This is a genomic window from Lutimonas halocynthiae (assembly GCF_030409835.1).
Taxonomy (GTDB): Bacteria; Bacteroidota; Bacteroidia; order Flavobacteriales; family Flavobacteriaceae; genus Lutimonas; species Lutimonas halocynthiae.
Genome location: NZ_JAUFQO010000016.1, coordinates 610,055 through 633,343 on the forward strand (window position 1 = coordinate 610,055; position 23,289 = coordinate 633,343).

At 35.2% G+C, this 23,289-nt stretch carries 23 protein-coding genes; 11 read left to right on the plus strand and 12 right to left on the minus strand.

Annotation, left to right across the window (positions count from 1 at the left end; translation table 11 throughout):
- Nucleotides 1–24 precede the first annotated feature (24 nt).
- On the minus strand, nt 25–720 hold the full coding sequence (locus tag QWY87_RS15750) for a hypothetical protein (RefSeq protein ID WP_290293007.1): 696 nt from the start codon (nt 718–720) through the stop codon (nt 25–27).
- Between the two features lie 89 nt (nt 721–809).
- On the opposite strand from QWY87_RS15750, the gene QWY87_RS15755 reads away from it, so the two are divergent.
- From QWY87_RS15755 to QWY87_RS15790, 8 genes are all read left to right on the plus strand, one after another.
- Nucleotides 810–1,280: a MarR family winged helix-turn-helix transcriptional regulator gene (locus QWY87_RS15755; protein WP_290293010.1), complete on the plus strand. Its 471-nt coding sequence runs from the start codon at nt 810–812 to the stop codon at nt 1,278–1,280.
- Nucleotides 1,281–1,303: 23 nt separating this feature from the next.
- A complete protein-coding gene (locus QWY87_RS15760) occupies nt 1,304–3,709 on the plus strand; it encodes a 3-hydroxyacyl-CoA dehydrogenase/enoyl-CoA hydratase family protein (protein ID WP_290293012.1) in 2,406 nt (801 codons plus the stop codon).
- Nucleotides 3,710–3,712: 3 nt separating this feature from the next.
- The gene (locus tag QWY87_RS15765; RefSeq protein WP_290293014.1) at nt 3,713–4,897 is read left to right on the plus strand and encodes an acetyl-CoA C-acyltransferase; all 1,185 of its coding nucleotides are present in this window, start codon (nt 3,713–3,715) and stop codon (nt 4,895–4,897) included.
- A 36-nt stretch (nt 4,898–4,933) separates the two neighbouring features.
- Entirely contained in the window at nt 4,934–6,727 is a 1,794-nt protein-coding gene (locus QWY87_RS15770; protein WP_290293016.1) for an acyl-CoA dehydrogenase FadE, read from the plus strand.
- A gap of 109 nt (nt 6,728–6,836) precedes the next feature.
- A complete protein-coding gene (locus tag QWY87_RS15775; protein WP_290293018.1) occupies nt 6,837–7,727 on the plus strand; it encodes a TolB family protein in 891 nt (296 codons plus the stop codon).
- A gap of 82 nt (nt 7,728–7,809) precedes the next feature.
- On the plus strand, nt 7,810–8,769 hold the full coding sequence (locus QWY87_RS15780) for a Gfo/Idh/MocA family protein (protein ID WP_290293020.1): 960 nt from the start codon (nt 7,810–7,812) through the stop codon (nt 8,767–8,769).
- 2 nt (nt 8,770–8,771) lie between these two features.
- Nucleotides 8,772–9,413 (plus strand): sterol desaturase family protein, encoded by a 642-nt coding sequence (locus QWY87_RS15785; protein WP_290293021.1) that lies wholly within the window; start codon nt 8,772–8,774, stop codon nt 9,411–9,413.
- On the plus strand, nt 9,410–10,297 hold the full coding sequence (locus QWY87_RS15790; RefSeq protein WP_290293024.1) for a 3-hydroxyacyl-CoA dehydrogenase family protein: 888 nt from the start codon (nt 9,410–9,412) through the stop codon (nt 10,295–10,297). Before QWY87_RS15785 ends, QWY87_RS15790 begins: the two co-directional genes overlap by 4 nt.
- A 47-nt stretch (nt 10,298–10,344) precedes the next feature.
- On the opposite strand, the gene QWY87_RS15795 is transcribed toward QWY87_RS15790, so the two are convergent.
- The 5 genes from QWY87_RS15795 to QWY87_RS15815 all read right to left on the minus strand — a co-directional run bounded on the left by QWY87_RS15795 (nt 10,345) and on the right by QWY87_RS15815 (nt 15,255).
- Nucleotides 10,345–10,725 carry a hypothetical protein gene (locus QWY87_RS15795; RefSeq protein WP_290293027.1) on the minus strand — a complete coding sequence of 127 codons (381 nt, stop codon included), beginning with the start codon at nt 10,723–10,725 and terminating at the stop codon, nt 10,345–10,347.
- Between the two features lie 173 nt (nt 10,726–10,898).
- Nucleotides 10,899–12,005, minus strand: a complete 1,107-nt coding sequence (locus tag QWY87_RS15800; protein ID WP_290293028.1) for an efflux RND transporter periplasmic adaptor subunit — start codon at nt 12,003–12,005, stop codon at nt 10,899–10,901.
- 33 nt (nt 12,006–12,038) lie between these two features.
- Nucleotides 12,039–13,277 carry an ABC transporter permease gene (locus tag QWY87_RS15805; RefSeq protein ID WP_290293030.1) on the minus strand — a complete coding sequence of 413 codons (1,239 nt, stop codon included), beginning with the start codon at nt 13,275–13,277 and terminating at the stop codon, nt 12,039–12,041.
- A 49-nt stretch (nt 13,278–13,326) separates the two neighbouring features.
- Complete coding sequence (locus QWY87_RS15810; protein WP_290293031.1) at nt 13,327–14,559, minus strand: ABC transporter permease; 1,233 nt, start codon at nt 14,557–14,559, stop codon at nt 13,327–13,329.
- A 3-nt stretch (nt 14,560–14,562) separates the two neighbouring features.
- Nucleotides 14,563–15,255 (minus strand): ABC transporter ATP-binding protein, encoded by a 693-nt coding sequence (locus QWY87_RS15815; protein WP_290293033.1) that lies wholly within the window; start codon nt 15,253–15,255, stop codon nt 14,563–14,565.
- 76 nt (nt 15,256–15,331) lie between these two features.
- On the opposite strand from QWY87_RS15815, the gene QWY87_RS15820 reads away from it, so the two are divergent.
- A complete protein-coding gene (locus tag QWY87_RS15820; protein WP_290293035.1) occupies nt 15,332–15,739 on the plus strand; it encodes a thiol-disulfide oxidoreductase DCC family protein in 408 nt (135 codons plus the stop codon).
- A 106-nt stretch (nt 15,740–15,845) separates the two neighbouring features.
- Here QWY87_RS15820 and QWY87_RS15825 read toward each other — a convergent pair whose 3' ends face one another.
- From QWY87_RS15825 to sucC, 6 genes are all read right to left on the minus strand, one after another.
- A complete protein-coding gene (locus QWY87_RS15825) occupies nt 15,846–16,415 on the minus strand; it encodes a DUF2911 domain-containing protein (RefSeq protein WP_290293037.1) in 570 nt (189 codons plus the stop codon).
- A gap of 79 nt (nt 16,416–16,494) precedes the next feature.
- Complete coding sequence (locus QWY87_RS15830) at nt 16,495–16,833, minus strand: hypothetical protein (protein ID WP_290293039.1); 339 nt, start codon at nt 16,831–16,833, stop codon at nt 16,495–16,497.
- A gap of 10 nt (nt 16,834–16,843) precedes the next feature.
- Entirely contained in the window at nt 16,844–17,230 is a 387-nt protein-coding gene (locus tag QWY87_RS15835) for a hypothetical protein (RefSeq protein WP_290293041.1), read from the minus strand.
- A 26-nt stretch (nt 17,231–17,256) separates the two neighbouring features.
- Nucleotides 17,257–17,628 carry a hypothetical protein gene (locus QWY87_RS15840; protein WP_290293043.1) on the minus strand — a complete coding sequence of 124 codons (372 nt, stop codon included), beginning with the start codon at nt 17,626–17,628 and terminating at the stop codon, nt 17,257–17,259.
- 79 nt (nt 17,629–17,707) lie between these two features.
- Nucleotides 17,708–18,052: a hypothetical protein gene (locus QWY87_RS15845; RefSeq protein WP_290293045.1), complete on the minus strand. Its 345-nt coding sequence runs from the start codon at nt 18,050–18,052 to the stop codon at nt 17,708–17,710.
- 654 nt (nt 18,053–18,706) lie between these two features.
- On the minus strand, nt 18,707–19,900 hold the full coding sequence (sucC, locus tag QWY87_RS15850) for an ADP-forming succinate--CoA ligase subunit beta (protein WP_290293046.1): 1,194 nt from the start codon (nt 19,898–19,900) through the stop codon (nt 18,707–18,709).
- Nucleotides 19,901–20,160: 260 nt separating this feature from the next.
- Here sucC and QWY87_RS15855 point away from each other — a divergent pair, with 260 nt between their 5' ends.
- On the plus strand, nt 20,161–22,536 hold the full coding sequence (locus QWY87_RS15855) for a DUF5916 domain-containing protein (RefSeq protein WP_290293048.1): 2,376 nt from the start codon (nt 20,161–20,163) through the stop codon (nt 22,534–22,536).
- Between the two features lie 92 nt (nt 22,537–22,628).
- Nucleotides 22,629–23,282, plus strand: a complete 654-nt coding sequence (locus QWY87_RS15860) for an ABC transporter ATP-binding protein (RefSeq protein WP_290293050.1) — start codon at nt 22,629–22,631, stop codon at nt 23,280–23,282.
- Nucleotides 23,283–23,289 lie beyond the last annotated feature (7 nt).

Consider the following 23,289-nt stretch of genomic DNA (forward strand, 5'->3'; position numbering starts at 1 on the left):
ACGCCGAAAAAGGGATTAAATTATCTAGCTGAGCCGATCTAAGTATTTTTCACGAATTTCACGAACCATATCCACTGTCATATTCGGTTTTAGAACTCTTAGAACATCCGTTATTCCGTCCTTGTTGTATAAAATACCTTTGGCAATATCGTAATTCGTAACAGAAATATTATTTTTTATATCAAAAGTTATATCTCTAAATTCCTCCCAATTCATATATCTTGGAACCTCAAAATAATACCTGTCCTTATTATGCGGCGATTGGTAAATACCCTCCTCAACATCAACAATATTGAAAAATTTGTTAACCCTTATAATCGCATCAGTCCCCTTACTCAATTTAATATTTTTATGAAATTCGAAGCCGGCATCTCTATACGCAGTTTGTACTTTATCGATATTTGTGTAACGATCTATTCCCATGATACGAATACCACTGTATTTGTTTCTACCAATTACCACCTCGCATTTAGCTCCGTCTAAGTTGAGCTCATATTTATCATTAATCGTTTTTGTTGCCCTTAGTATTATTTCAAACGAAACAGGGTTTTTAGTTACTAAAACAATAGAGTTTGGTCGATTTACTTCAGTAAATCGACTGTAATAGGAAGCTAAAGGATTCGGGATATGAATAACAAATGTGCCACTAACCTTATTTCGTTCAATGGGACTGATGTTCTCCTGAAGGGTTATTTTCCCTATTAATTCGCGTATTTTCATAAAAATGATATTTGATTGGTTATTCTGTAGTTGCGTCTTCAATTTACAATATTTATTTTAAAAACTAAATTTTTTTTAAAATACTATGCATGCATAGTATTTTTTATTATATTTGGCATATGCAAAAAGAAAAATCAATAGATCACGCATTAAGAGCAACATGGCAAGCGGTTGCAAAGATCTATAATGAACAGGCTGCAAAACACGATAGTACCATGGCCATGGCGATGGCACTACTCTATATAGATGCCGAAAACGGCACACCTTCAACTGCTCTCGGACCTTCTATGGGCATGGAAGCGACAAGTTTATCGAGAACACTTAACAGTATGGAAGAAAGAGGTCTTATTTTCAGAGAAAGAAATCCTGAAGATGGAAGAGGCGTTTTTATAAAATTGACTGATTTAGGGATTGAAAAGCGAGAAATTTCAAAATCTTCGGTATACCAGTTCAATCAAACAGTTAAAGATCACATCGACCAGCAAAAACTTCAACACTTTTTTGAAGTAACTGATCTGATCAAAGAACTCATTTACGAAAAATCAATATTTAACGACTAAGAACTAAGCTATAATTAAATCTAATGAAGAAAAGACATATTAATAAGGTAGCAGTGATTGGCTCCGGAATCATGGGTTCTGGTATAGCTTGTCATTTTGCAAATATTGGTGTCGAGGTATTACTATTAGACATCATTCCTCGAGAACTAAACAAGGCGGAAGCGGCAAAGAAACTTACTCTCGAAAGCCCTCAAGTGCGAAATAGACTAGTTAATGATAGTTTAAAGGCTGCATTAAAATCAAAACCATCCCCTATTTATGATCAGGCTTTTGCCTCAAGAATAACTACTGGAAACCTTGAAGATGATATCTCAGAAATTGAAGATGCAGATTGGGTGATTGAAGTAGTTGTTGAAAGATTAGACATCAAAAAACTGGTTTTTGAAAAAATTGAAAAATTTCGAAAAAAAGGAAGTTTGATTACTTCTAATACCTCTGGTATTCCTATTAAATTTATGAATGAAGGCAGAAGTGATGATTTTCAAAAACATTTTGCCGTTACACACTTCTTTAACCCGCCCAGGTATCTAAAGCTTTTTGAAGTAGTACCTGGTCCATCTTGCTCTCAGGAAGTTACAGACTTTTTGATGATGTATGGAGAAAAGTTTCTAGGAAAGACAGCCGTTTTGGCAAAAGACACCCCTGCATTTATAGGTAATCGCATTGGCGTATTTGGAATAATGAGTCTCTTTCATATTGTGAAGGAAATGGGTTTAAGTGTCGAAGAAGTAGATAAATTGACTGGGCCGGTTATCGGAAGACCCAAATCTGCCACCTTTAGAACTATTGATGTTGTAGGACTTGATACTTTAGTCCATACAGCAAATGGAGTAGCTCAAAATGCACCTGACGATGAAATGCATGACAGTTTCGCTATTCCTGACTTTATCAACACCATGGTAGACAATAAATGGTTAGGTAGTAAAACCCAGCAAGGGTTTTATAAAAAGAGTGTGGATAGCAGCGGAAGAAAAGAAATTTTAGTGCTTGATCTCGAAACACTCGAATACCGAAAAGCCAACAAGGTGAAGTTTGCTACACTCGGAAATACAAAATCTATCGAAAAAGTAATTGACCGATTTAAAGTACTTGTTAAAGGAAAAGATAAGGCTGGTGAATTCTTCAGAAAAACGCTGTCAGCAATTTTTGCTTATTCTTCAAATAGGGTACCTGAAATTTCAGATGAACTTTTTAGAATTGATGATGCAATGAAAGCAGGGTTTGGATGGGAACATGGTCCTTTTCAAATTTGGGATGCCATCGGAATTGAGGAAGGAATAGCAATGATGGAGAAAGAAGGTTACAGTCCTAATTCTTGGGTAACAGAAATGCTGTCAAATAAGAACAAATCATTTTATACTATAGAAAAAGGGTCTAAGTTTTATTATGACCTCGAGACAAAAAAGCAAACCAAGATTCCGGGGCAAGATGCCTTTATCATTTTGGATAACATAAGAGATTCAAAAACGATCTGGTCTAACAATGAAGCTTCAATTCAACATTTAGGTGATGGAGTCTTAAACGTTGAATTCCAGTCTAAAATGAATACAATAGGAAGCGGAGTATTACAAGCCATAAACAAAGGAATTGATTTAGCGGAACAAGAATATGAAGCAGTAATTATTGGAAATCAAGCAGCAAATTTTTCAGTTGGAGCTAACCTGGCTATGGCATTTATGCTCGCCATTGAGCAAGAATATGATGAATTGTCAATGGCAACTCGAATGTTCCAGAATACTGTTATGAGATTAAAATACAGTTCTGTGCCCACTCTGATCACCCCAAGAGGGATGACTTTTGGAGGTGCCTGTGAAATGGGACTGCATGCTGATAAGGTTATTGCAGCTGCTGAAACCTATACAGGATTGGTAGAGTTTGGTGTCGGAATAATTCCAGCTGGTGCAGGAACCAAGGAAATGACTAAAAGAGTTTCCGAATTATGGGTAAAAGACGATGTCAAATTAAATAGACTTAGAGATGCATTTATAAACATTGCCATGGCTAAGGTTGCAACTTCTGCAGAAGAAGCTTTTGATTTAGGCTACTTTAAGAAAGGAAAAGACATTGTAGTTGTCAATGCTGATAGACAAATCGCAACAGCTAAAAGACATGCCATTCAAATGCTTGAAGATGGCTATACCCAACCCGTTAAAAAAGACGTAAAGGTGCTGGGTCAGCAGGCCTTAGGAATGTTCCTTGTAGGTACAGATAGTCTTGAAAAAGGGCGTTATGCATCAGAGCATGACAAAAAAATCGCAAACAAACTAGGTTATATTATGGCCGGTGGAGATTTATCAGAGCCCACAATGGTATCAGAACAATACCTCCTTGATCTTGAAAGAGAAGCAATACTTTCATTATTAACAGAGCGTAAAACCTTGGAACGAATAGAACACACCTTGAAAACAGGTAAACCTTTAAGAAATTAAATCATGAGAACAGCATATATCATAAAAGGATACAGAACAGCCGTTGGAAAAGCACCAAGAGGTACTTTCAGGTTCAAAAGACCTGATGAACTGGCCTCAGAAACGATAGAACATCTACTTAAGAATGTTCCTGAACTAGATGTTAAAAGAATTGATGATGTCATTGTAGGGAATGCAATGCCTGAGGCAGAACAAGGCCTGAATATGGGAAGATTGATCTCATTGATGGGTACTAAATCAAACGATGTTGCTGGTGTAACTGTAAATCGTTATTGCGCTTCAGGGCTTGAAACTATTAGCATGGCTACTGCAAAAATTCAAGCCGGAATGGCTGATTGCATCATAGCAGGCGGAGTAGAAAGCATGAGCTATATTCCTATGGGTGGTTACAGACCCGTTCCTAATTATAAATCGGCCAAAGAGGGTCATGAAGATTATTATTGGGGAATGGGACTTACTGCAGAAGCAGTAGCAGAACAATATAAGATAAGTCGTGAAGACCAAGATTTGTTTTCTTTTAATTCACACAAGAAAGCACTGCATGCAATCGACAACAATATATTTGATGACGACATTGCTCCTATCAACGTGGAACAAATATTTTTAGATAAGAATGCCAAGAGAACTGTAAGAAATTACACGGCAAAAACTGATGAAGGACCGAGAAGAGGAACTTCTGTTGAAGCCTTAGCTAAACTAAGACCTGTTTTTGCTAACAAAGGAAGTGTTACCGCAGGTAATTCGTCTCAAATGAGTGACGGAGCTGCCTTTGTATTAGTAATGAGCGAAGAAATGGTAAAGGAACTAAATTTAGAACCAGAAGCCAGGATGGTGAGCTTTGCTGCCGTTGGGGTTGAACCTAGAATAATGGGTATTGGCCCGGTAGCCGCTGTTCCAAAGGCGATAAAGCAAGCTGGATTAAAACTAAATGACATTGAACTGTTTGAATTAAATGAAGCTTTTGCTTCACAATCTTTGGCTGTAATTCGTGAACTAGGTCTTAATCCGGATATTGTAAATGTAAATGGAGGTGCTATATCCTTAGGACATCCATTGGGCTGTACAGGCGCTAAATTATCGGTACAGTTATTCAACGAAATGAGAAGAAGAGATCAGAAATATGGCGTAGTGACTATGTGTGTTGGTACTGGTCAAGGTGCCGCAGGTGTATATGAATTATTAAAATAAAAGTTTAACTCAATTGATATTTAAATAGAAAAAATTATGGAAGCTATAAAAGGAGGAGAATTTCTTGTCAGGGAAGTTAAAAAAGAAGATGTATTTATAACTGAGCAATTTAGCGAAGAGCAGAAAATGATGAAAGATGCCGTTGTTGAATTTATTGATCGTGAAGTATGGCCAATCAAAGAACGATTCGAAGAGAAAGATTATGCCTTGACTGAAGAATTAATGAGGAAGGCTGGTGAAATGGGATTTTTAGGAGTTTCTATTCCTGAAGTCTATGGTGGGATAGGAATGGGATTTGTATCAACGATGTTGGTAACTGATTACATCTCTGCCGCTTCAGGCTCTTTGGGAACTGCTTTTGGAGCCCATACAGGAATTGGCACCATGCCCATCTTTTTATATGGTACTGAAGAACAAAAACAAAAGTACCTTCCGGTTTTGACAGCTGGAGAAAAATTTGGCGCTTATTGTTTAACAGAACCGGGCGCAGGAAGTGATGCCAACTCAGGTAAGACTTCGGCCACTTTAACAGATGATGGAAAAAACTACTTGATTAATGGTCAAAAAATGTGGATATCCAATGCAGGTTTTGCTGAGATTTTCATTGTATTTGCCAGAATTGAAGATGATAAAAACATAACCGGTTTTCTCTTAGAATACGACAAGAATAATCCGAATGGAGTGAGTTTTGGTGAAGAAGAGAAAAAATTAGGTATTACCTCCTCCTCTACCAGACAAGTGTTCTTTAATGATACTAAAATTCCTGTCGAGAATATGCTTTCTGAAAGAGGTAAAGGTTTCAAGATTGCACTAAATTCTCTGAATGTGGGTAGGATAAAACTGGCTGCAGCTTGTTTAGATGCCAGTAGACGAATTCTTACAGAGTCTATTAAATATGCTAATGAAAGAATACAGTTTAAAAAACCTATTTCAAGTTTCGGCGCTGTTCAGTTGAAAATTGCTGAAATGGGAACACGAACTTTTATAACCGATGCCGGTTCTTACAGAGCTGCAAAAGACATTCAAAACTATATTGATGATTTACTTGCTTCTGGCAAGTCTCATCAAGATTCAGAACTCGAAGCTTTCAGCGAATATGCCATAGAAGCGGCTATTTTAAAAGTTTATGGTTCTGAGACTTCTCAATACGTTACCGATGAAGGAATACAGATTTTTGGCGGTATGGGATTTTCAAAGGATACTCCAATGGAGGCAGCCTGGAGAGATGCCAGAATTACCAGGATATATGAAGGAACAAACGAGATCAACAGGTTACTGACTGTAGGAATGCTTCTCAAAAAAGCTTTTAAAGGTGACATTGATTTATTGACTCCTGCTACGGCAGTGGGAAAAAGCCTTATGGATATCCCATCTTTTGATATTCCAGATTATTCTGAATTATTCTCAGAAGAAAAAGAAATGATTGACAAGTTGAAAAAAGCATTCCTAATGATTGCCGGAAAAGCGGTTCAGACATTCGGTATGGAACTTGAAGAGCACCAGCAATTGATCCTGGCTGCCGCTGAAGTACTTATTGAAATCTATATGGCTGAAAGTGGTATACTCAAAGCTGAAAAAGTTGTTTCGATGAAATCAGCTGATGAAGCTAAAGGTCAAATTGCCATGGCAAAACTCAACCTAAGCAATGCCGTTGGTATCATTAATGAAAAAGGAAAAGAGGCTATCGTTTATTTTGCAGAAGGTGATGAACAAAGAATGATGCTAATGGGGCTTAAACGCTTTACCAAGTACACCAATATCCCCAATGTAATCACTTTGAGGAAAGAAATTGCCGCCATTCTTATAGCTGAAAATAAATATTGTTTTTAGCCTTTAAAACCAGAGATGATTCATCTCTGGTTTTTTTCTGTTCAATAAATTTTCTTTATCGTCGTTATATAGACTATATTTGAAATTGAAATAGCTTAAATTATAATTCATGTATATCAAAATAATCCCCTCCATTTTGATGTCTTTGTTGTGCGCCGTATTGGTTGCACAAGAGGCCACTGAAATCTACTTATTTGATCTATCCGAACAGGACGATCAAATTACCATTAGTAATCCTATAAATATATCAAATAACCCGGGCTATGATAACCAGCCGAGTTTTACCGAAGATGGCTTGGGAATACTATTCTCATCCTTCAGGGATGGACAAGCTGATATATCCAAGTATTTTTTAAGCGAAAATTATAGGGTTTGGCTGACTAACACTCCAGAAAGTGAGTTCTCACCAGTTGCTGTTCCAGGTAAAAAAAAATATTTTACTTGTGTGCGACTTAACGAAGACGAGACCCAGTATTTATACAAATATGCTTTTAAGAAAAAATTGCCTGAATTATTGATTCCAGATTTGAAAGTTGGTTATTACCTCTGGTTCGATCCAAAAACTGTTATTAGCTTTGTCATTGATGACATTGAAACGTTGCAAGTGAGCAGTTTTAAATTCAAAATCAGATACCCTATCCAGAGTAATATTGGCAGGTCATTGCATAAAATTCCAAATAGTGCGGGACTTGGCAGTAACTTAATTAGTTTTATCAGTTTAGATCATGAATCTCCTGAAATCTACTCAATCGATCCTTTAAAAAGTACGGCTACGTATATTACAGATGCCTTACCCGGATCACAAGATGTCACCTGGACATCTAAAGGAACTATGCTAATGGGTAAAGGAAACACAATTTACAAATTTCATCCAGGCATTGATAAAGAATGGCAAGCTATCATTATTGAAGGAGATTTTATCATCGATGGAGTGAGCAGAATGGTAATTAGTCCAGATGGTTCAAAGTTAGCTGTTGTTGCTTCTGAACCTGCCATGTAAATAGCTTTATTTTTTAAATATTTCTTTCTATTGCTCTTTTTTATTTTGGCTGCGATTTTGTACTTTTGACAAAAACTTATTTATGCTAAAAGCAGGAGTATTGGGTGCTGGTCACCTAGGCAAAATTCATTTAAAACTTCTTAAAGAATCCTCAGAATATGAACTTATTGGCTTCTACGATCCTATAGAATCGTATGCCAAACAAGTATCAGAAGATTTTGGCTATAAGTTTGTAGAAAGTATAGACGAATTGATAGATATGGTGGATGTCATTGACATTGTGACACCCACTTTAAATCATTTCGAATGCGCAAAAAAAGCCATTGAAAAAGGCAAACACATATTTATTGAAAAACCGATTACAAAAACGGTAGAGGAAGCAGAAACTTTAAGAGACTTGGTTTATCAAATGAACGTGAGAGGTCAGGTAGGTCATGTTGAACGATTTAACCCTGCCTTTACCGCGGTGTCAGGCATGATACATAATCCTATGTTTATAGAGTGTCATCGTTTGGCAGAGTTCAATCCTAGAGGCACAGATGTGCCAGTGGTTCTCGATTTGATGATTCACGATATTGACATTATTCTAAGCGTTGTAAATTCTGAGGTTAAAGATGTACACGCAAGTGGTGTTTCAGTAATTAGTGACACGCCCGATATTGCCAATGCCAGAATTGAATTCGAAAATGGCTGTGTCGCAAACCTGACTGCCAGTAGAATTTCTATGAAGAATATGAGAAAATCAAGATTCTTTCAGAAAGATGCCTATATCTCGGTAGATTTTCTTGAAAAGAAAAGTGAAGTTGTCAAAATGAAAGATGCCCCTGAGAATCCTGATGATTTTGCTATGATTCTACAAAATGCTGAAGGCAACAAAAAACAGATTTATTTTGAAAATCCAAAAATCTTGCAGAACAATGCCATTTTGGATGAATTAGAATCTTTTGCATCGGCAATTAATAATAACACAACCCCCGTAGTCTCTTTAAAACAAGGTGCAAAAGCACTTCAAGTGGCTCAGCAAATTATTGATAGTTTTTAACCATGGAAGCAAAAGTTACCACAGAACACCATAGAGGAACGGCAACTATTTTTAAGAATTCATTTCTCGAAAGCCTTACCAAAACTTCTGTAAAACAAAATATACTTGTTTATGGAATGATTGTAGTATTATTGATTTACAATGCCATATTCATTCAAGAGATTGCACCGCTTATGTTTATGGGTTTGTTTGTATTTGCACTATTCTTTTGGACGCTTGCCGAATACCTTTTGCACCGTTACGTATTTCATTGGATATCAGAAAATAAATTTGTTCAACGATTTCATTTTGTGATGCATGGTTCTCATCATTTATATCCCAGGGATTCTGAAAGGTTATTAATGCCTCCAGTGCCTGGAATTATTATGGCTACTATCCTATTCTCAATTTTTTATCTCATCTTTACTATGATAGGTTATCCTCTTTATACTTGGGGCTTTTTTCCTGGTTTTTTTCTGGGCTATCTGTTATATTCATTTTTACACCGTGCTACACATGTGGTAAAACCACCAAAACGGTTTAAATACTTGTGGAGACACCACAGTTTACATCATTATAAATATCCTGACAAAGCCTTTGGTGTTTCGAACACTTTATGGGATAGGATATTTGGTACGATGCCACCAAAAAAATCATACGAATGAAAAATATCACAGTAGTTGGAGCAGGAACCATGGGGAACGGAATCGCACACGTGTTCGCCCAAAATGGTTTTCAAGTAAGTTTGGTAGACATTTCTGAAAAAGCGCTGGCAAATGCTTTAAGTAGCATCGAAAAGAATTTAGATCGTATGCTCTCAAAGGAGAAGATCACTTTAGAAGTTAAACAGGCTACTTTAAATAACATAAATACATTTACCGAACTGGCCGAGGGTGTTTCAAAAGCTGACCTTGTTATTGAGGCAGCTACTGAAAACATTGAATTAAAGAAGAAGATATTTTCGCAGATTGATGCTTTAGCTAAACAAGAAGCTATTTTGGCTACCAATACATCTTCAATTTCTATTACGCAAATAGCCGCAGTTACCGGCCGTCCTGATAAAGTTATTGGTATGCATTTTATGAATCCTGTACCGATAATGAAACTAATTGAAGTTATCAGAGGCTATTCAACTTCAGATGAAGTCACTAATTCAATAATGCTTTTATCTGAAAAATTAGGAAAGAGCCCGGTTGAAGTGAATGACTATCCAGGCTTTATTGCGAACAGGATCTTAATGCCCATGATTAATGAGGCCATCTACTCTTTATATGAAGGGGTTGCCGGAGTTGATGAAATAGATACAGTCATGAAACTGGGTATGGCTCATCCTATGGGTCCGTTACAACTGGCAGATTTTATAGGCTTAGATGTTTGTCTCTCAATTCTAAAAGTTCTTTTCGATGGATTCGGAAACCCAAAATACGCCCCATGCCCTTTATTGGTAAATATGGTAATGGCCGGTAAACTAGGTGTAAAATCTGGTGAAGGTTTCTATGATTATTCAAACTCGAGAAAAGCAGAGCAGGTCTCAAAACAATTTAGTTAAAATTCAACATAAAAAAAGCCCCATTAACTTGGGGCTTTTTTTTGTGCTTATAACCATCTTAAAAAATAATCCATCAGATCCTCTTTCAATTCATAATGCAATTTTATATAAGTTTTCATATCATCCTTCATTGAAGTTTGCTGATTTCTCAATCTTCCATCAAGTTCTTCGCTAAGATCAGCTGTAGCGATAATTTTTTTCTTCATTCTTATTCGTTGTAACATCCTTCCGATTACCTCTTTTTCACGGATAATTTTATTTTGAAAGCCTTCTAAAGGAGCCATGGCCTCGATTCCTAAATTTCGTCTTGCAATACTTTCAAGTTTCTTCTCAAACTTCTCCATCTCTTTTCTATGAAATCTTAATTCTTCCTTCCAAACCTTCAAATTAAACTTCAAATCGCTTAAATAAACTAATTTTGTCTCCATGGCCTTAAAATGTTATAATTAATAATACCATAAATTTCTTAAAAAAAAATGAGTATACCATTGATAAAAGTCATTTTTTTCAACTTATACTCACTTTTTTTAACTAAAATATTTGATATAAAAAAACCCTGCAAGTGCAGGGTCTTTTATTTTATGGATTTTAATTTGTGTTACTATCTTTCTTCGTTATCATCTTTTTTGTTCGCCTTATTCCAAATCTTGATTTCGTCTTCGTCAGTTATTCCGGATAATATTTCTACATTAATCCCATCTGAAATACCCAGATCCAAATCCTTTCTTTCAAATTCCTGTTCTCCTGTTTTCACCTCAACATATGGCGCTTCGGTTATTTTATCAAATTGTAAAAGCGCTTCTTTAATAGATAAAACACTATCTTTTTTCTCTAGCACAATATCTGCATTGGCACTGTATCCTGCCCTGACAAAAAACTCTTTATCCAAAGTGACATCTGCCTTAATTTTAAACTGTACAGCTCCATTTTCTTCAGTTCCTTTGGGTGCTATAAAATTCAATACAGCAGGAAATTTTTTCTTGTCAATTGCCCCTAGCGCTACTTGAATCTCAGATCCTTCTTCTAATTTACCAACTTCAGCTTCATCAACTTTACCTTCAAATATCATTTTAGTCATATCTGCAATTGAGGCAATAGTTGTTCCTGCATTAAAATTATTACTTTGGATTACCTGATACCCTTCTTTTACAGGAATTTCTAAAATCATTCCTGATGTAGTCGCTCTAATATTTGTATTCGCCGAACCACCAGAACCGGTATAACCTCTTCTTATAATTTCATAATCATTTTTTGCATTTTGAACATCTTCTTTTGCCTGATTATAAGCCAATTCAAAGGTTTCCATGTCTTTCTGAGATATAACACCGTTTTGAAACAGTTTCTGGTTTCTATCATAAACAGTTTTTGCGTTATCAAGCTGCAATTGGGCTTTATTAACCCTTCCCTTTGCACCTGTTAAGGCCTGTTCATTAGGTACAACTCTAACCTTTGCAATGAGATCACCTTTTTTAATGTCCGCTCCCTCTTCAACAAAGATCTCATCAATTATTCCTGAAATCTGAGGTTTAATTTCAACCTCCTCTAAGGGAATAACCTTTCCTGTTGCAACTGTTTTTTCAACAATAGTTGCTTTGAATGCCGTTTCAGTTTCAAATACCTCATTTGGTTGCCTGTTTTTCTTAGCAAACATGATTATTACAGCAATAAATGCTATTCCAACAATTGAAAATATTATTGTTTTTTTCATTTTAATATTTATTATTTGATTTGATTTGTTTTTTTACTCATCTCTTAAAGCTTCAATTGGTTTTATTCTGATCGCCCTGTTAGCAGGGATTAACCCGATCAAAGTTCCCAAAACGACTAAAGTTAAAAGAGCTGATAGGATTACATAAATTTCAACCGAAGAATTCAGCAAAACGGCATCTGGTCCATCAGAGACATAGTTTATTAAAAATACAACACCACCAGCTCCAATAATTCCAAGGATTCCTGCGAATAGTGATAATACTACTGATTCAATAATGATTTGCAGCTTTATTTCCCATGGCTTGGCACCTAAAGCCCTTCTAATTCCTATTTCTTTTGTTCTTTCTTTTACAGTAATCAATAATATATTACCAATAGCAAAAATACCTGCAATCAATGTTGCCAGTCCCACAAATACTGTCAGGAATTGCATTCCGGTTAAAAACCCTGTCACTTCCGCAAATCTTTCACCTAAATTAAAGCTCCCAAATGCCCTGCTATCTTCAGGGTGTACATCATGTAAATTCTTCAGTAATAATTTTACATCAGATTCAATCTGGCTAATATCATACTCCGGCTTACCAGTTATCACCATCCAACCAATATTATCACCTTGGTTAAAAACTTTTTGAAAAGTTGTAAAAGGAATATGAATTGCAACTGGTGGTCCCATATTAATATTTGACCTTTCAAAAACACCAACTACCGTATAATTAATCTCACCAATCTCTATCAACTCTCCAATAGGATCTTCATTTTCTTCAAACAAATCTTCATAAACATCTTGAGATATAACGGCAATTTTCTTGCTATACGTAATGTCGTTTTTATTAATAAACCTTCCGTACATTAATTTCTTCTTTGCCACTTTATCCACTAAGGGATAATCTCCTGCAACACCATAGTTTCCATCTAAAAATTTATGTAAAACAATTTGTTGATTACGATTCCTTGGCACTACAAAACCAATTCCTTCAACCTGCTCTTGAATGAGCATGGCATCACTTAACTTCAATCGCATAGGACGATTTTCTTGAAATCCATGAAAAGCCATCCCGGTTGATTGTCCCCAAACAAAAACACTGTTTGTAGCTAAATCACCTATGTTTTTATTAAACCTGTTTTCAAAACCTTTTGCTGTTGCCAACAAAGCCACTAAAATAAAAATACCCCACATTACTCCGATCATCGTGATGATGGTCCGTGTCATATTTTTTCGCAGTACACTATAAATTTCCTGCCAGGTATCAATATCAAAAATTGTTTTCATTTAGTCGCTATAGTTTTATCTACTATTATTAATCAAAACATTTTAGGTTTTAAGCATCGTTTAATGCCTCTATCGGTTTAATTTTACTTGCTTTTCTTGCGGGTATATAACCTGCAATAATTCCAGAAATAACCAGTAATACGGTTGCGAATATTACGATTCCTGTATCTACACTTGGATCCTTAATAAAATATTTTTCCAAACCGGGAGCGGCATATGCCAGTACCCCAATACCTATCAACATTCCCAGATAACCAGCTATTGAGGTTATAAATAATGATTCAAACATGATCATTTTTATGATTGAATTTGGAGTAGCTCCTATTGCCTTGCGAATCCCTAATTCTCTGGTTCTTTCCTTTACAATGTAGATCATGATATTACTGATTCCTACAATTCCGGCTATTAACGTACCAATACTTATAATAATGACTATCATATCCAAGGCCCCTGAAGTCTGTTTGGTTCCTTGAACGACCTCTGCCCTATTCATCACACGAATTGCGCGTACATCTCGGGGAGCCACATTAAATCGATCCTTTAAATCCTTGACTAAATTATTTCCAAAACTAATTGCCTCACTTGTTGACAGTTTTGAATTATATAAAATGTTGATCTGATCTACCTTATCATTGTTACCATATAAAGCCTGTGATGTTGTAATCGGAATATAATTCAGTCTTTCTTCATTGTCACCTCCTGGATCAGAAAAAACACCAACCACTTTATAGGCCAATCCTCCAACATTTAAGTATTTACCCACAGCGCTTACACCAGTAGGGAATAAGTCTTGTTTGGTCATGCGTCCAATTACGATAACCTTTGATTTTTTATTTAAATCTGATTTATTAATAAAACGACCTTCAAAAGGAACTGCTCTTTCTAAAAATTGAATTTCTGGGTCAACGGCAATCAATGAATAATTAGATTTATCATTCTTATATGAAAAATCAACTCGTCTTTCATTTCTTCTAATTATAAATTCAATTTCATCTTTATATTTCGCCTCAATATAATCGACATCATCGTTTTTAAATTCAATCCTTCTACCACTTTGATATCCGCGATATGCCTTTGATGTATTATTGGGCATAATAAAAATTGCATTCTCCGCATCTCTGCTAAAAAATGATGAAAAAGTGTTCTTCAAGCCATTACCCATCCCTAATAGAATAGTGAAAAGCATAATAGCAAAAGTAATTGTTAAACCAGATAAAACAGTTCTTAGTTTATTCTTACCAATGCTTTGAAAAATTTCTTGCCATCCGTCTAGATCAAACATATTTTAAGCTTCTGCTTTATTTTTCATTTTTTCATCACTAATAATAACTCCATCTTTCAATCGAACTATTCTGTCAGTTTCTGCGGCGATATCTTCTTCGTGTGTGATCACAAACACTGTCATTCCTTCATTGTTGATTTCTTTCAACAATTCCATTACAGCATGTGAAGTGGTCGAATCCAAAGCACCAGTTGGTTCATCTGCTAATACCACTTTAGGGTTGGTAACAAGAGCTCTCGCAATTGCGACTCGCTGTTTTTGTCCACCAGAAAGCTCACTAGGCAAGTGATTCGCCCATTCAGCTAATCCTACTTTTTCAAGGTACTCCATAGCAATTTTATGCCGTTCTTTTCTACCTACTCCCTTATAGTATAATGGCAAGGCAACATTTTCAAGTGCGTTTTTATATGTAATCAAATTAAAAGCCTGAAAAACAAATCCTAAAAATTTATTTCGTAATACAGCTGCTTTTTTTTCATCTAATTTTTCGATCAATTGACCGTTTAAATAATAATTTCCCTCGTCGTGAACATCTAAAAGCCCTACTATGTTTAGAAGCGTTGACTTTCCTGAACCGGAAGAACCCATAATAGAAACAAACTCTCCTTCTTTAATATGTAAATCCAATCCTTTTAAGACGTGTAGTGACTCATCTCCCATTGGATAAGACTTATGAAGATTTTCGATTTTAATCATTAGCTAACGGTATTTATTATTTAATCAAACAATTTGTAAACCTTATAAAACAAAGCAAATTCATTAATTTAGCAGTATGAGTGAAAAGGGTCAAAAAACAATCATCCTATTCGACGGTATCTGCAACTTATGTAATGGAGCTGTTCAGTTTTTACTCAAAAGAGATGTTAATGAACAGTTCTTATTCGCTTCCTTACAATCAGACGCTGCAAAAAATATTTTGTTACAGTATAATGTGAAAAAAATCAAGATGGATTCTATCATTTTTATCGAAGACGACCAGCTTTATCAAAAATCAACTGCTGTATTAAAAATTTGCAGGTATTTAAATTGGCCCTGGACCATGATTTCTTTTGCTGGTATCTTGCCCCTGCGATTTAGAGATAAGATATATGATGTAATTGCAAAACATAGATACAAATGGTTTGGTCGCAAAGATACTTGTACTATGATGATGCCCAAATATAAAAATAGGTTCATCTAATATGTAGACAAACCTATTTTTAAAATAATCCCCTTTTTTTTGATTCTAAAACTGTATCTATTCATATGGCGATGTCTAGATACAGGCAACACAAATTAATCAATAATTATATTTTTGAAATGAGTCTTTCTTCAGTGTATAACGGAATTTTGACTCTTGTTTCGGCCCAGGCAAGTATCATTTGCGTACCGTAATCTTTTGTTGTAAAACCAATAGAGAAGTTCTCTAAATTCTGCCCCTTAACAGCTGGAACATCAATACTGGCAATGTTATATTTTGGATCGTAAAAATGAGCTCCATAGGTATCAGTTTTACCATTCAAAATGACGATCCAATAATTCTCATTTGGAATCGTATACAACGAATAAGTTCCTGCTTTTACAAATTTGTTTCCAAACATTACATCACAATAAAACTTCACTTCAGTCGATTCATTACTTCCAGTATTCCAAATCTGTCCAAAAGGCACCTGAGTTCCAAAGACTTTAGTGTCTTCAGCTTTAGGTCTTCCGTAGATTACCTTTATTTGAGGTGCATCTTCAGACGCTGGTTTGTAATAAACAATGTCATGAGGATTCTGGTCCATATCATTGAATTGTTGTGCAACAACTTGATTGTTTATTAACAAGCCGAATGTCAGGGCAATAATTGCAGTGAGTGAATTGAATCTTTTCATTATTTCTTGATTTTTGTTGGGTTTGTAAAAACTAACTTAATAGTCCTTCGTTTATTAATTGTCTAATGCAATCTGCTGTTTAAGCACCGCTACTATCCTCGTTTTCATCTTCTGGATCTTTGTCAGAACCATCTACCATGTAATAAGCGTCTTGTTCAGCTTGAATTAATTTCTTCCTACTTGTTGATTTATGAATCGCCTCGTGATTCGACAGATCCAAAATTTCATATTTATTATAATCAGCTGTAGTTGTCAATTTGATCACATTCTTATCTGATTTTGCAATGATTTCAATCGCTTCATCTCCATTCGAAAAAGTGGCTATATTCCTTGTCTTTTCTTTTTGTTCGTTTTGAGCGAATCCGTTATAAGCTATGAACATCATTATAAAATTGAATATGAATTTTATTTTAGTCATCAACATACGTTTATTGTATGGCTCCAGATTGATTTTCCATACCATTCGTTATGGTTATGTCTGACGTGATAACAAAATCATCTGTATAAACCTTTAAGGTGTATGTTCCGTCTGTTAGCTTCGTCTTGTCAATATTACATACCTTCCCTTGGTTATTAGATCCGTGCAACAACTCGTGATTTGACGACTCTAAAATTTCATATTTATAGAAATTATCAGCTGAAGTTAATTCCAGGTTGTCAGATGCTGAATGGTCAGTAATTGTAATGGCTTCTTCACCATTTGGGAAGGTCGTTACATACTTTGTAACTTTCTCAGATTGTTTGTTTGTAGTTGATTGTGCATATGTTGACATGCTGATCAATGATATTACGAGTATTAGAATTATATTTTTCATGATATTTAGTTTAATGTTTAAATTTATTATTGGATACTTCCTTTTGATGCTTCGTCATTAGAGATTGTTATATCAGATGTAATTACAAAATCATCCGTGTAAACCTTTAAAGTATAGGTACCATCGTTTAATTTACTCTTATCGATCGCACAAACATTTCCTCTGTTGTTCTGGCCATGAACCAATTCATGGTTTGATGATTCCAGGATTTCATATTTATAAAAACTGTCTGCAGATGAAAGCTCCAGAGAACTTGAATTTGATTTGTCTGTAATGGTTATGGCTTCCTCTCCATTAGGGAAAGTTGTAACATATTTGGTAACCGTTTCTTTAGCTTCTTGAGCATAAGTTGTAAATCCAGTTAAAGCAATAGCGAGTATTAATAGTGTTTTTTTCATGGCGTTTTAATTTTATGATTTATGACTTGTTTATTGTACTTTATTTATTGGGAAGATAACTTTCTTGAATTCTACTAGACTATGATCTCAGATCAACTAAATCTGTTGGATCATCAGCATAATGCAAAGCATATTCATTATAAGAGAAAGCTCCTTCTACAAATTTACTCTCTATATCAAAGTTATCTGGAGCATCATGAACCAATTCATGGTGATTGAAATCAAGCTCTAATTCGTTTGTTACCTTTGTTCCAGTTAACAACATATCTATATTATCATCAACTATAATATCGTCTAATACAATAATGTATTCTGATTGACGTTCTATTGTTTCTGAACTAGAATTTGTAGTGTTTTTTGTTTCTTGAGCGAATCCTACTAGACTCACGAAGCTTAATGCGAAGAATAAAGTTATCTTTTTCATAATTGAAATATTTATGTTAATAATTAGCAATTCAATGTTTGCGTATTATTTCAAATTAGGAAAAATTGTCTATAAAGAGATTTAATAAAGTGGAGCTAAAATTTCTAAAAATTCTCAAGAACGGGATCTGACAAAAATTGTAGATCATTAATATGTTCGTGATGTAAGAAAGTAATGTTATCTCATATAGTATTATTAAATCGTATTGTTTGTTAAAGAATATGATTTCACTTGAAAACCATAGTTCAAATGTAAGTCACAAATCAAGTATCAAACAATAGATAAAAATGGGAATTTCAAATATCCCTGAAAACAACTAGATTTATATTTATACTTAAAAATATATTTAAAATATTGTAATTCAACTACTTAGATTAGTGCAAATACACATCACATCTCCTGAATTCAGGAATTTAATAATTAAATTATTTCAAAAGTTATTTTTATCAGGATCCTTCTAGAGGAAAATGGTTAATCAGAAAACACCAAAATTTGACGGATTTTGCTATTATTTTGCTTAGAAGTGATTTTTGAACTTACACGTATTTGTAGAAATTGATGTTTTTTTTGCAAAATTTATAAAGAAACAAGATTGTAGAACAACAAAAAAGGCCCGAATTTCTTCAGGCCTTTTTAATTTATAATTGAATATGTTTATGCTAAAACCTCTTGAACTTTTTCAGCTGCTTCTCTAAATTCAACCACTGAAATCACATCTAATCCGCTTGCATCAATCAATTCTTTGGCTTCAACAGCATTGGTACCTTGTAGTCTTACAATGATAGGAACCTTAATTGAATCTCCCATATTTTTATAAGCATCAACGATTCCCTGGGCTACCCTGTCACAACGAACGATACCTCCGAAGATATTGACCAGAATTGCCTTTACCTTAGGGTCTCTCAAAATGATTCTAAAACCAGTCTCAACTCTCTCCGCATCAGCAGTACCTCCTACATCCAAAAAGTTGGCAGGTTCACCACCTGATTGTTTAATAAGGTCCATAGTGCTCATCGCAAGACCTGCACCATTAACCATACATCCAACATTTCCATCAAGATCAACATAATTAAGACCAACAGCATTAGCCTCAACTTCAATTGGGTTCTCTTCTCTTAAATCTCTTAAGTCCTGGTAATCTTTATGTCTGTATAATGCATTATCATCAAGTGTAACTTTGGCATCAACAGCCAAAACATTGTCATCTGAAGTTTTTAAAACCGGATTGATCTCAAATAATGAGGCATCTGATTCTACATATGCTTTATAAAGTGCAAATACAAACCTTACCATTTCTTTAAATGCCTTTCCAGACAAGCCAAGGTTAAATGCAATTTTTCTGGCCTGGAAACCTAATATTCCAGCACCTGGATCAATTTCCTCAGTGAATATAAGGTGAGGTGTTTCTTCTGCTACCGTTTCAATGTCCATTCCACCTTCAGTAGAATACATGATCATATTCTTTCCTGTTCCTCTGTTAAGCAATACAGACATATAATACTCTTCAGGTTCATTCTCTCCCGGGTAATAAACGTCTTCAGCAATAAGAACCTGGTTCACCTTCTTTCCTTCAGCAGAAGTCTGAGGTGTTTTCAACATCATTCCTATTATATCTTTAGAAATACTTTCTACTTCCCCTAAATTCTTGGCTAATTTAACACCCCCGCCTTTTCCGCGTCCACCTGCGTGAATTTGAGCTTTTATAACCCACCAGCCAGTGCCAGTCTCAGTTGCTAATAATTTAGCTGCCTCAACTGCCTTTTTATGATTGTCTGCAACCATTCCTCGCTGTATCTTTACTCCGAAACTGTTTAAGATTTCTTTCCCTTGATATTCGTGTAAGTTCATTAATAAGTCGTTTATATATTGATGTTTACAAAAGTAAGTATTTAATTGAAATACAATCAAAGCCCATTCATTTTTTTTTATCCATTTTGAACTTTCATATTCTCTTGAATAAAGCTGCATTTTCACAATAGTTTAACAGTTTTTTAAGAGACAATTATTCTTGTGCTACATACATTCGCTTAGTATAAATCTATTCATTCATTCCCTTTTAAATGAGAAAATTTCTTCTCCTCCTTTGTTTTTTGTCGGTCATAAACAGCATGGCGCAAAACACAAAAAAAGAACTACAAGCTCAAAGAATTAGCGAAGCACCTGTTATTGATGGGAAACTTAACGAAGGTGCCTGGGAAGACGCCAACATTGCCAAAGATTTTGTTATGTTCAGACCCGGCGACGGTGATCCAGAACCAAAGAACCAAAGAACTGAGGTTAAAATCATATATGACAATCAGGCCATTTATATTGGAGCTTACTTGTATGATGCTAATCCTGACAAAATCATGAGGCAGTTAAGTGAGCGGGACAATCTAGGGACAGCTGATTTTTTTGGTGTTGCCATTAGCCCAAATAATGATGGACAAAATGAATTTGAATTCTTTGTAACCGCAGGTGGAACTCAAATGGATGCGCAGGTATCACCCGCTAATGGAGAAGATTTCAGTTGGAGCGAGGTTTGGTTCAGCCAGGTTAGCTTTGATGAAAAAGGATGGTATGTTGAAATGAAAATTCCCTATGCTGCTTTAAGATTCGCAGATGGTAAAGATATGACTTGGGGCCTAAATATGCATAGACGTATTGAAACAACAAGAGAGCAATATGTTTGGAACTATATTGACAAATCAACTGGCAGAATGACTCAATATGCTGGTATACTGACCGGCTTAAAGGATATTAAGCCTCCTACCCGATTAAGCTTCTCTCCTTTTACGTCTTTTGTACTCGATAGTAATGATGGAAATACTGATACTTCCTTGAATTTTGGTATGGACCTTAAATATGGGATCACAGATAATTTCACCCTTTTTGCAACATTGGTCCCTGATTTTTCTCAAGCGGGTTTTGACAATGTGGTTTTAAACCTTGGGCCCTTTGAGCAAGTTTTCTCTGAACAACGTCAGTTTTTTATTGAAGGTGCTGATTTGCTGGAAAAAGGTAATCTGTTTTTTTCAAGAAGAATTGGTAATGCCCCAGTTGGTAGTAGTGATGTTGAAGATGCGTATGACGAAGAAGAGATCGTGAGCAACCCTAACGAAGTTAAAGTATTAAATGCGGTAAAGGTAACTGGAAGGTCACAAAAAGGATTAGGACTGGCAATACTTAATGCTGTAACGGAGGAAACCTTTGCTACAATTCAAGATACAATAACAGGAGAAACATCTAAATTAAAGACCGAACCTTTGGCGAATTATAATGTTTTTGTTATTGATCAGGAATTCAACAAGAACTCTTCAATTGGTCTGGTAAACACAAATGTGCTTAGAGAAGGATCATTCCGAGATGCCAATGTGACCTCTTTGGTATTTCGATTGGCCAACAAGGCTAATTCTTATAGATTGAGTGGAGATGGAAGTACAAGCACTATTAATGAAGACGATAGCAACACAACAGGATTTGCCTCCAGACTTGAATTTGAAAAAACTGAAGGTCATATAAGGTATAGTTTAAGACACAGGTTTGCTGATGATAAATATGACAAAAACGATCTTGGGTTTCAAAGAAGTAATAATTACAATGATTTTATGGGGAATGTCTCCTATCAAATATTCAAACCTACTAATCATTTCAACTTTCTCAGGGTAAGTTTTTTTGCGGGACACTTCAGACGATTTGAACCAAGTGTTACAACAGGTAATTATATGGAGATCGATTTCTTTGCAACCAATCTAAAGCAATTGTCTTACGGTCTTGAAATTGGAACTAATTTAGGCGAAAGGATTGATTTTTTCGAACCCAGAACTGAAGGCCGCTATTGGATTCGAAATGGCATGTTTTCAACTGAAGGTTATTTTTCTTCAGATTTTAGAAAAAAAATAGCTGTTGAAGTTGGCATAGACTATCGGGCAAGATATGGCACAGATGAATATTCCTACGAGTTGGGCGTTGGGCCACGCTTCAGAGTAAATGACAAACTTGAATTCGGTTATGGATTCACTTTAGACAGGAGCTTTAATCAGCCTGGTTATGTTGATACATTAGATGATGATACCATTATTTTTGGTGTCAGACAAAATGATCAAATAGAAAATAGTTTTTCTGGTAAATACAATTTTAATGACAGATCATCCGTAAGCTTATCATTTAGACACTATTGGTCAACTGTAGCTTATCAAGATCAATTTTATGAGCTGGAAGATGACGGGTATTTGACCGAACATCCTTATGACGAAGAAAACGATCTGAATTTTAACAATTGGAATCTCGATTTAAGATATGTCTGGCAATTTACAAGAGGAAGTGAATTTGTCGCGCTTTATAGAAATACCATTCAAAGTGAAGATGACAGATCAGATCTTTCTTTTGGAGAGAATCTGTCAGATTTACTTGAGCAGCCTTATGGACATCTCTTATCCTTGAAATTGATTTATTATCTCGATTATAATAATTTAAAACATTGGATAAAAAAGAAAGATTCATAATGAATTTATACCTATTCCTTTTCACTCCCAACTCTTCCTTTAAATTGGATACTCACTAAAAAATTGTATTTTCACCAGCATATTTTATCAAAATGATCAAAGCTAAGAATATTCATAAATCCTATGGAGAATTAGAGGTTCTTAAAGGAGTTGACCTACATATTGAGAAAAGCGAAATCGTTGCCATTGTTGGCCCAAGTGGGGCTGGAAAAACAACACTTTTGCAGATCCTAGGAACTTTAGACAAACCATCATCCTCAAAATCTTTGTATATAAATGATACGGATATTCAGGTCCTTAACGATAAAGCCTTATCAAAGTTCAGAAATAAGCATATTGGTTTTATATTCCAATTCCATCAGTTATTACCTGAATTTACCGCTATTGAAAATGTTTGTATCCCAGGATTTATAGCCAATAGGCAAAAGAAAGAAGTGGAAATAGAGGCTGCAGAAATATTGAATTTCTTAGGTTTATCAGACCGAATTCATCACAAACCAAATGAGCTGTCTGGCGGGGAGCAGCAAAGAGTTGCCGTAGCGCGCGCTTTAATTAATAAACCAGATGTTATTTTTGCTGACGAACCAAGTGGGAACCTCGACACTATTTCTTCTAGAAACCTTCATGAGTTGTTTTTTACCCTTAGAGATCAATTTCAACAAACTTTTGTCATCGTCACTCATAATCAAGAACTAGCCGATATGGCTGATCGTAAAGTTGAGATGAAAGACGGCATTATCATCTAACAAAATC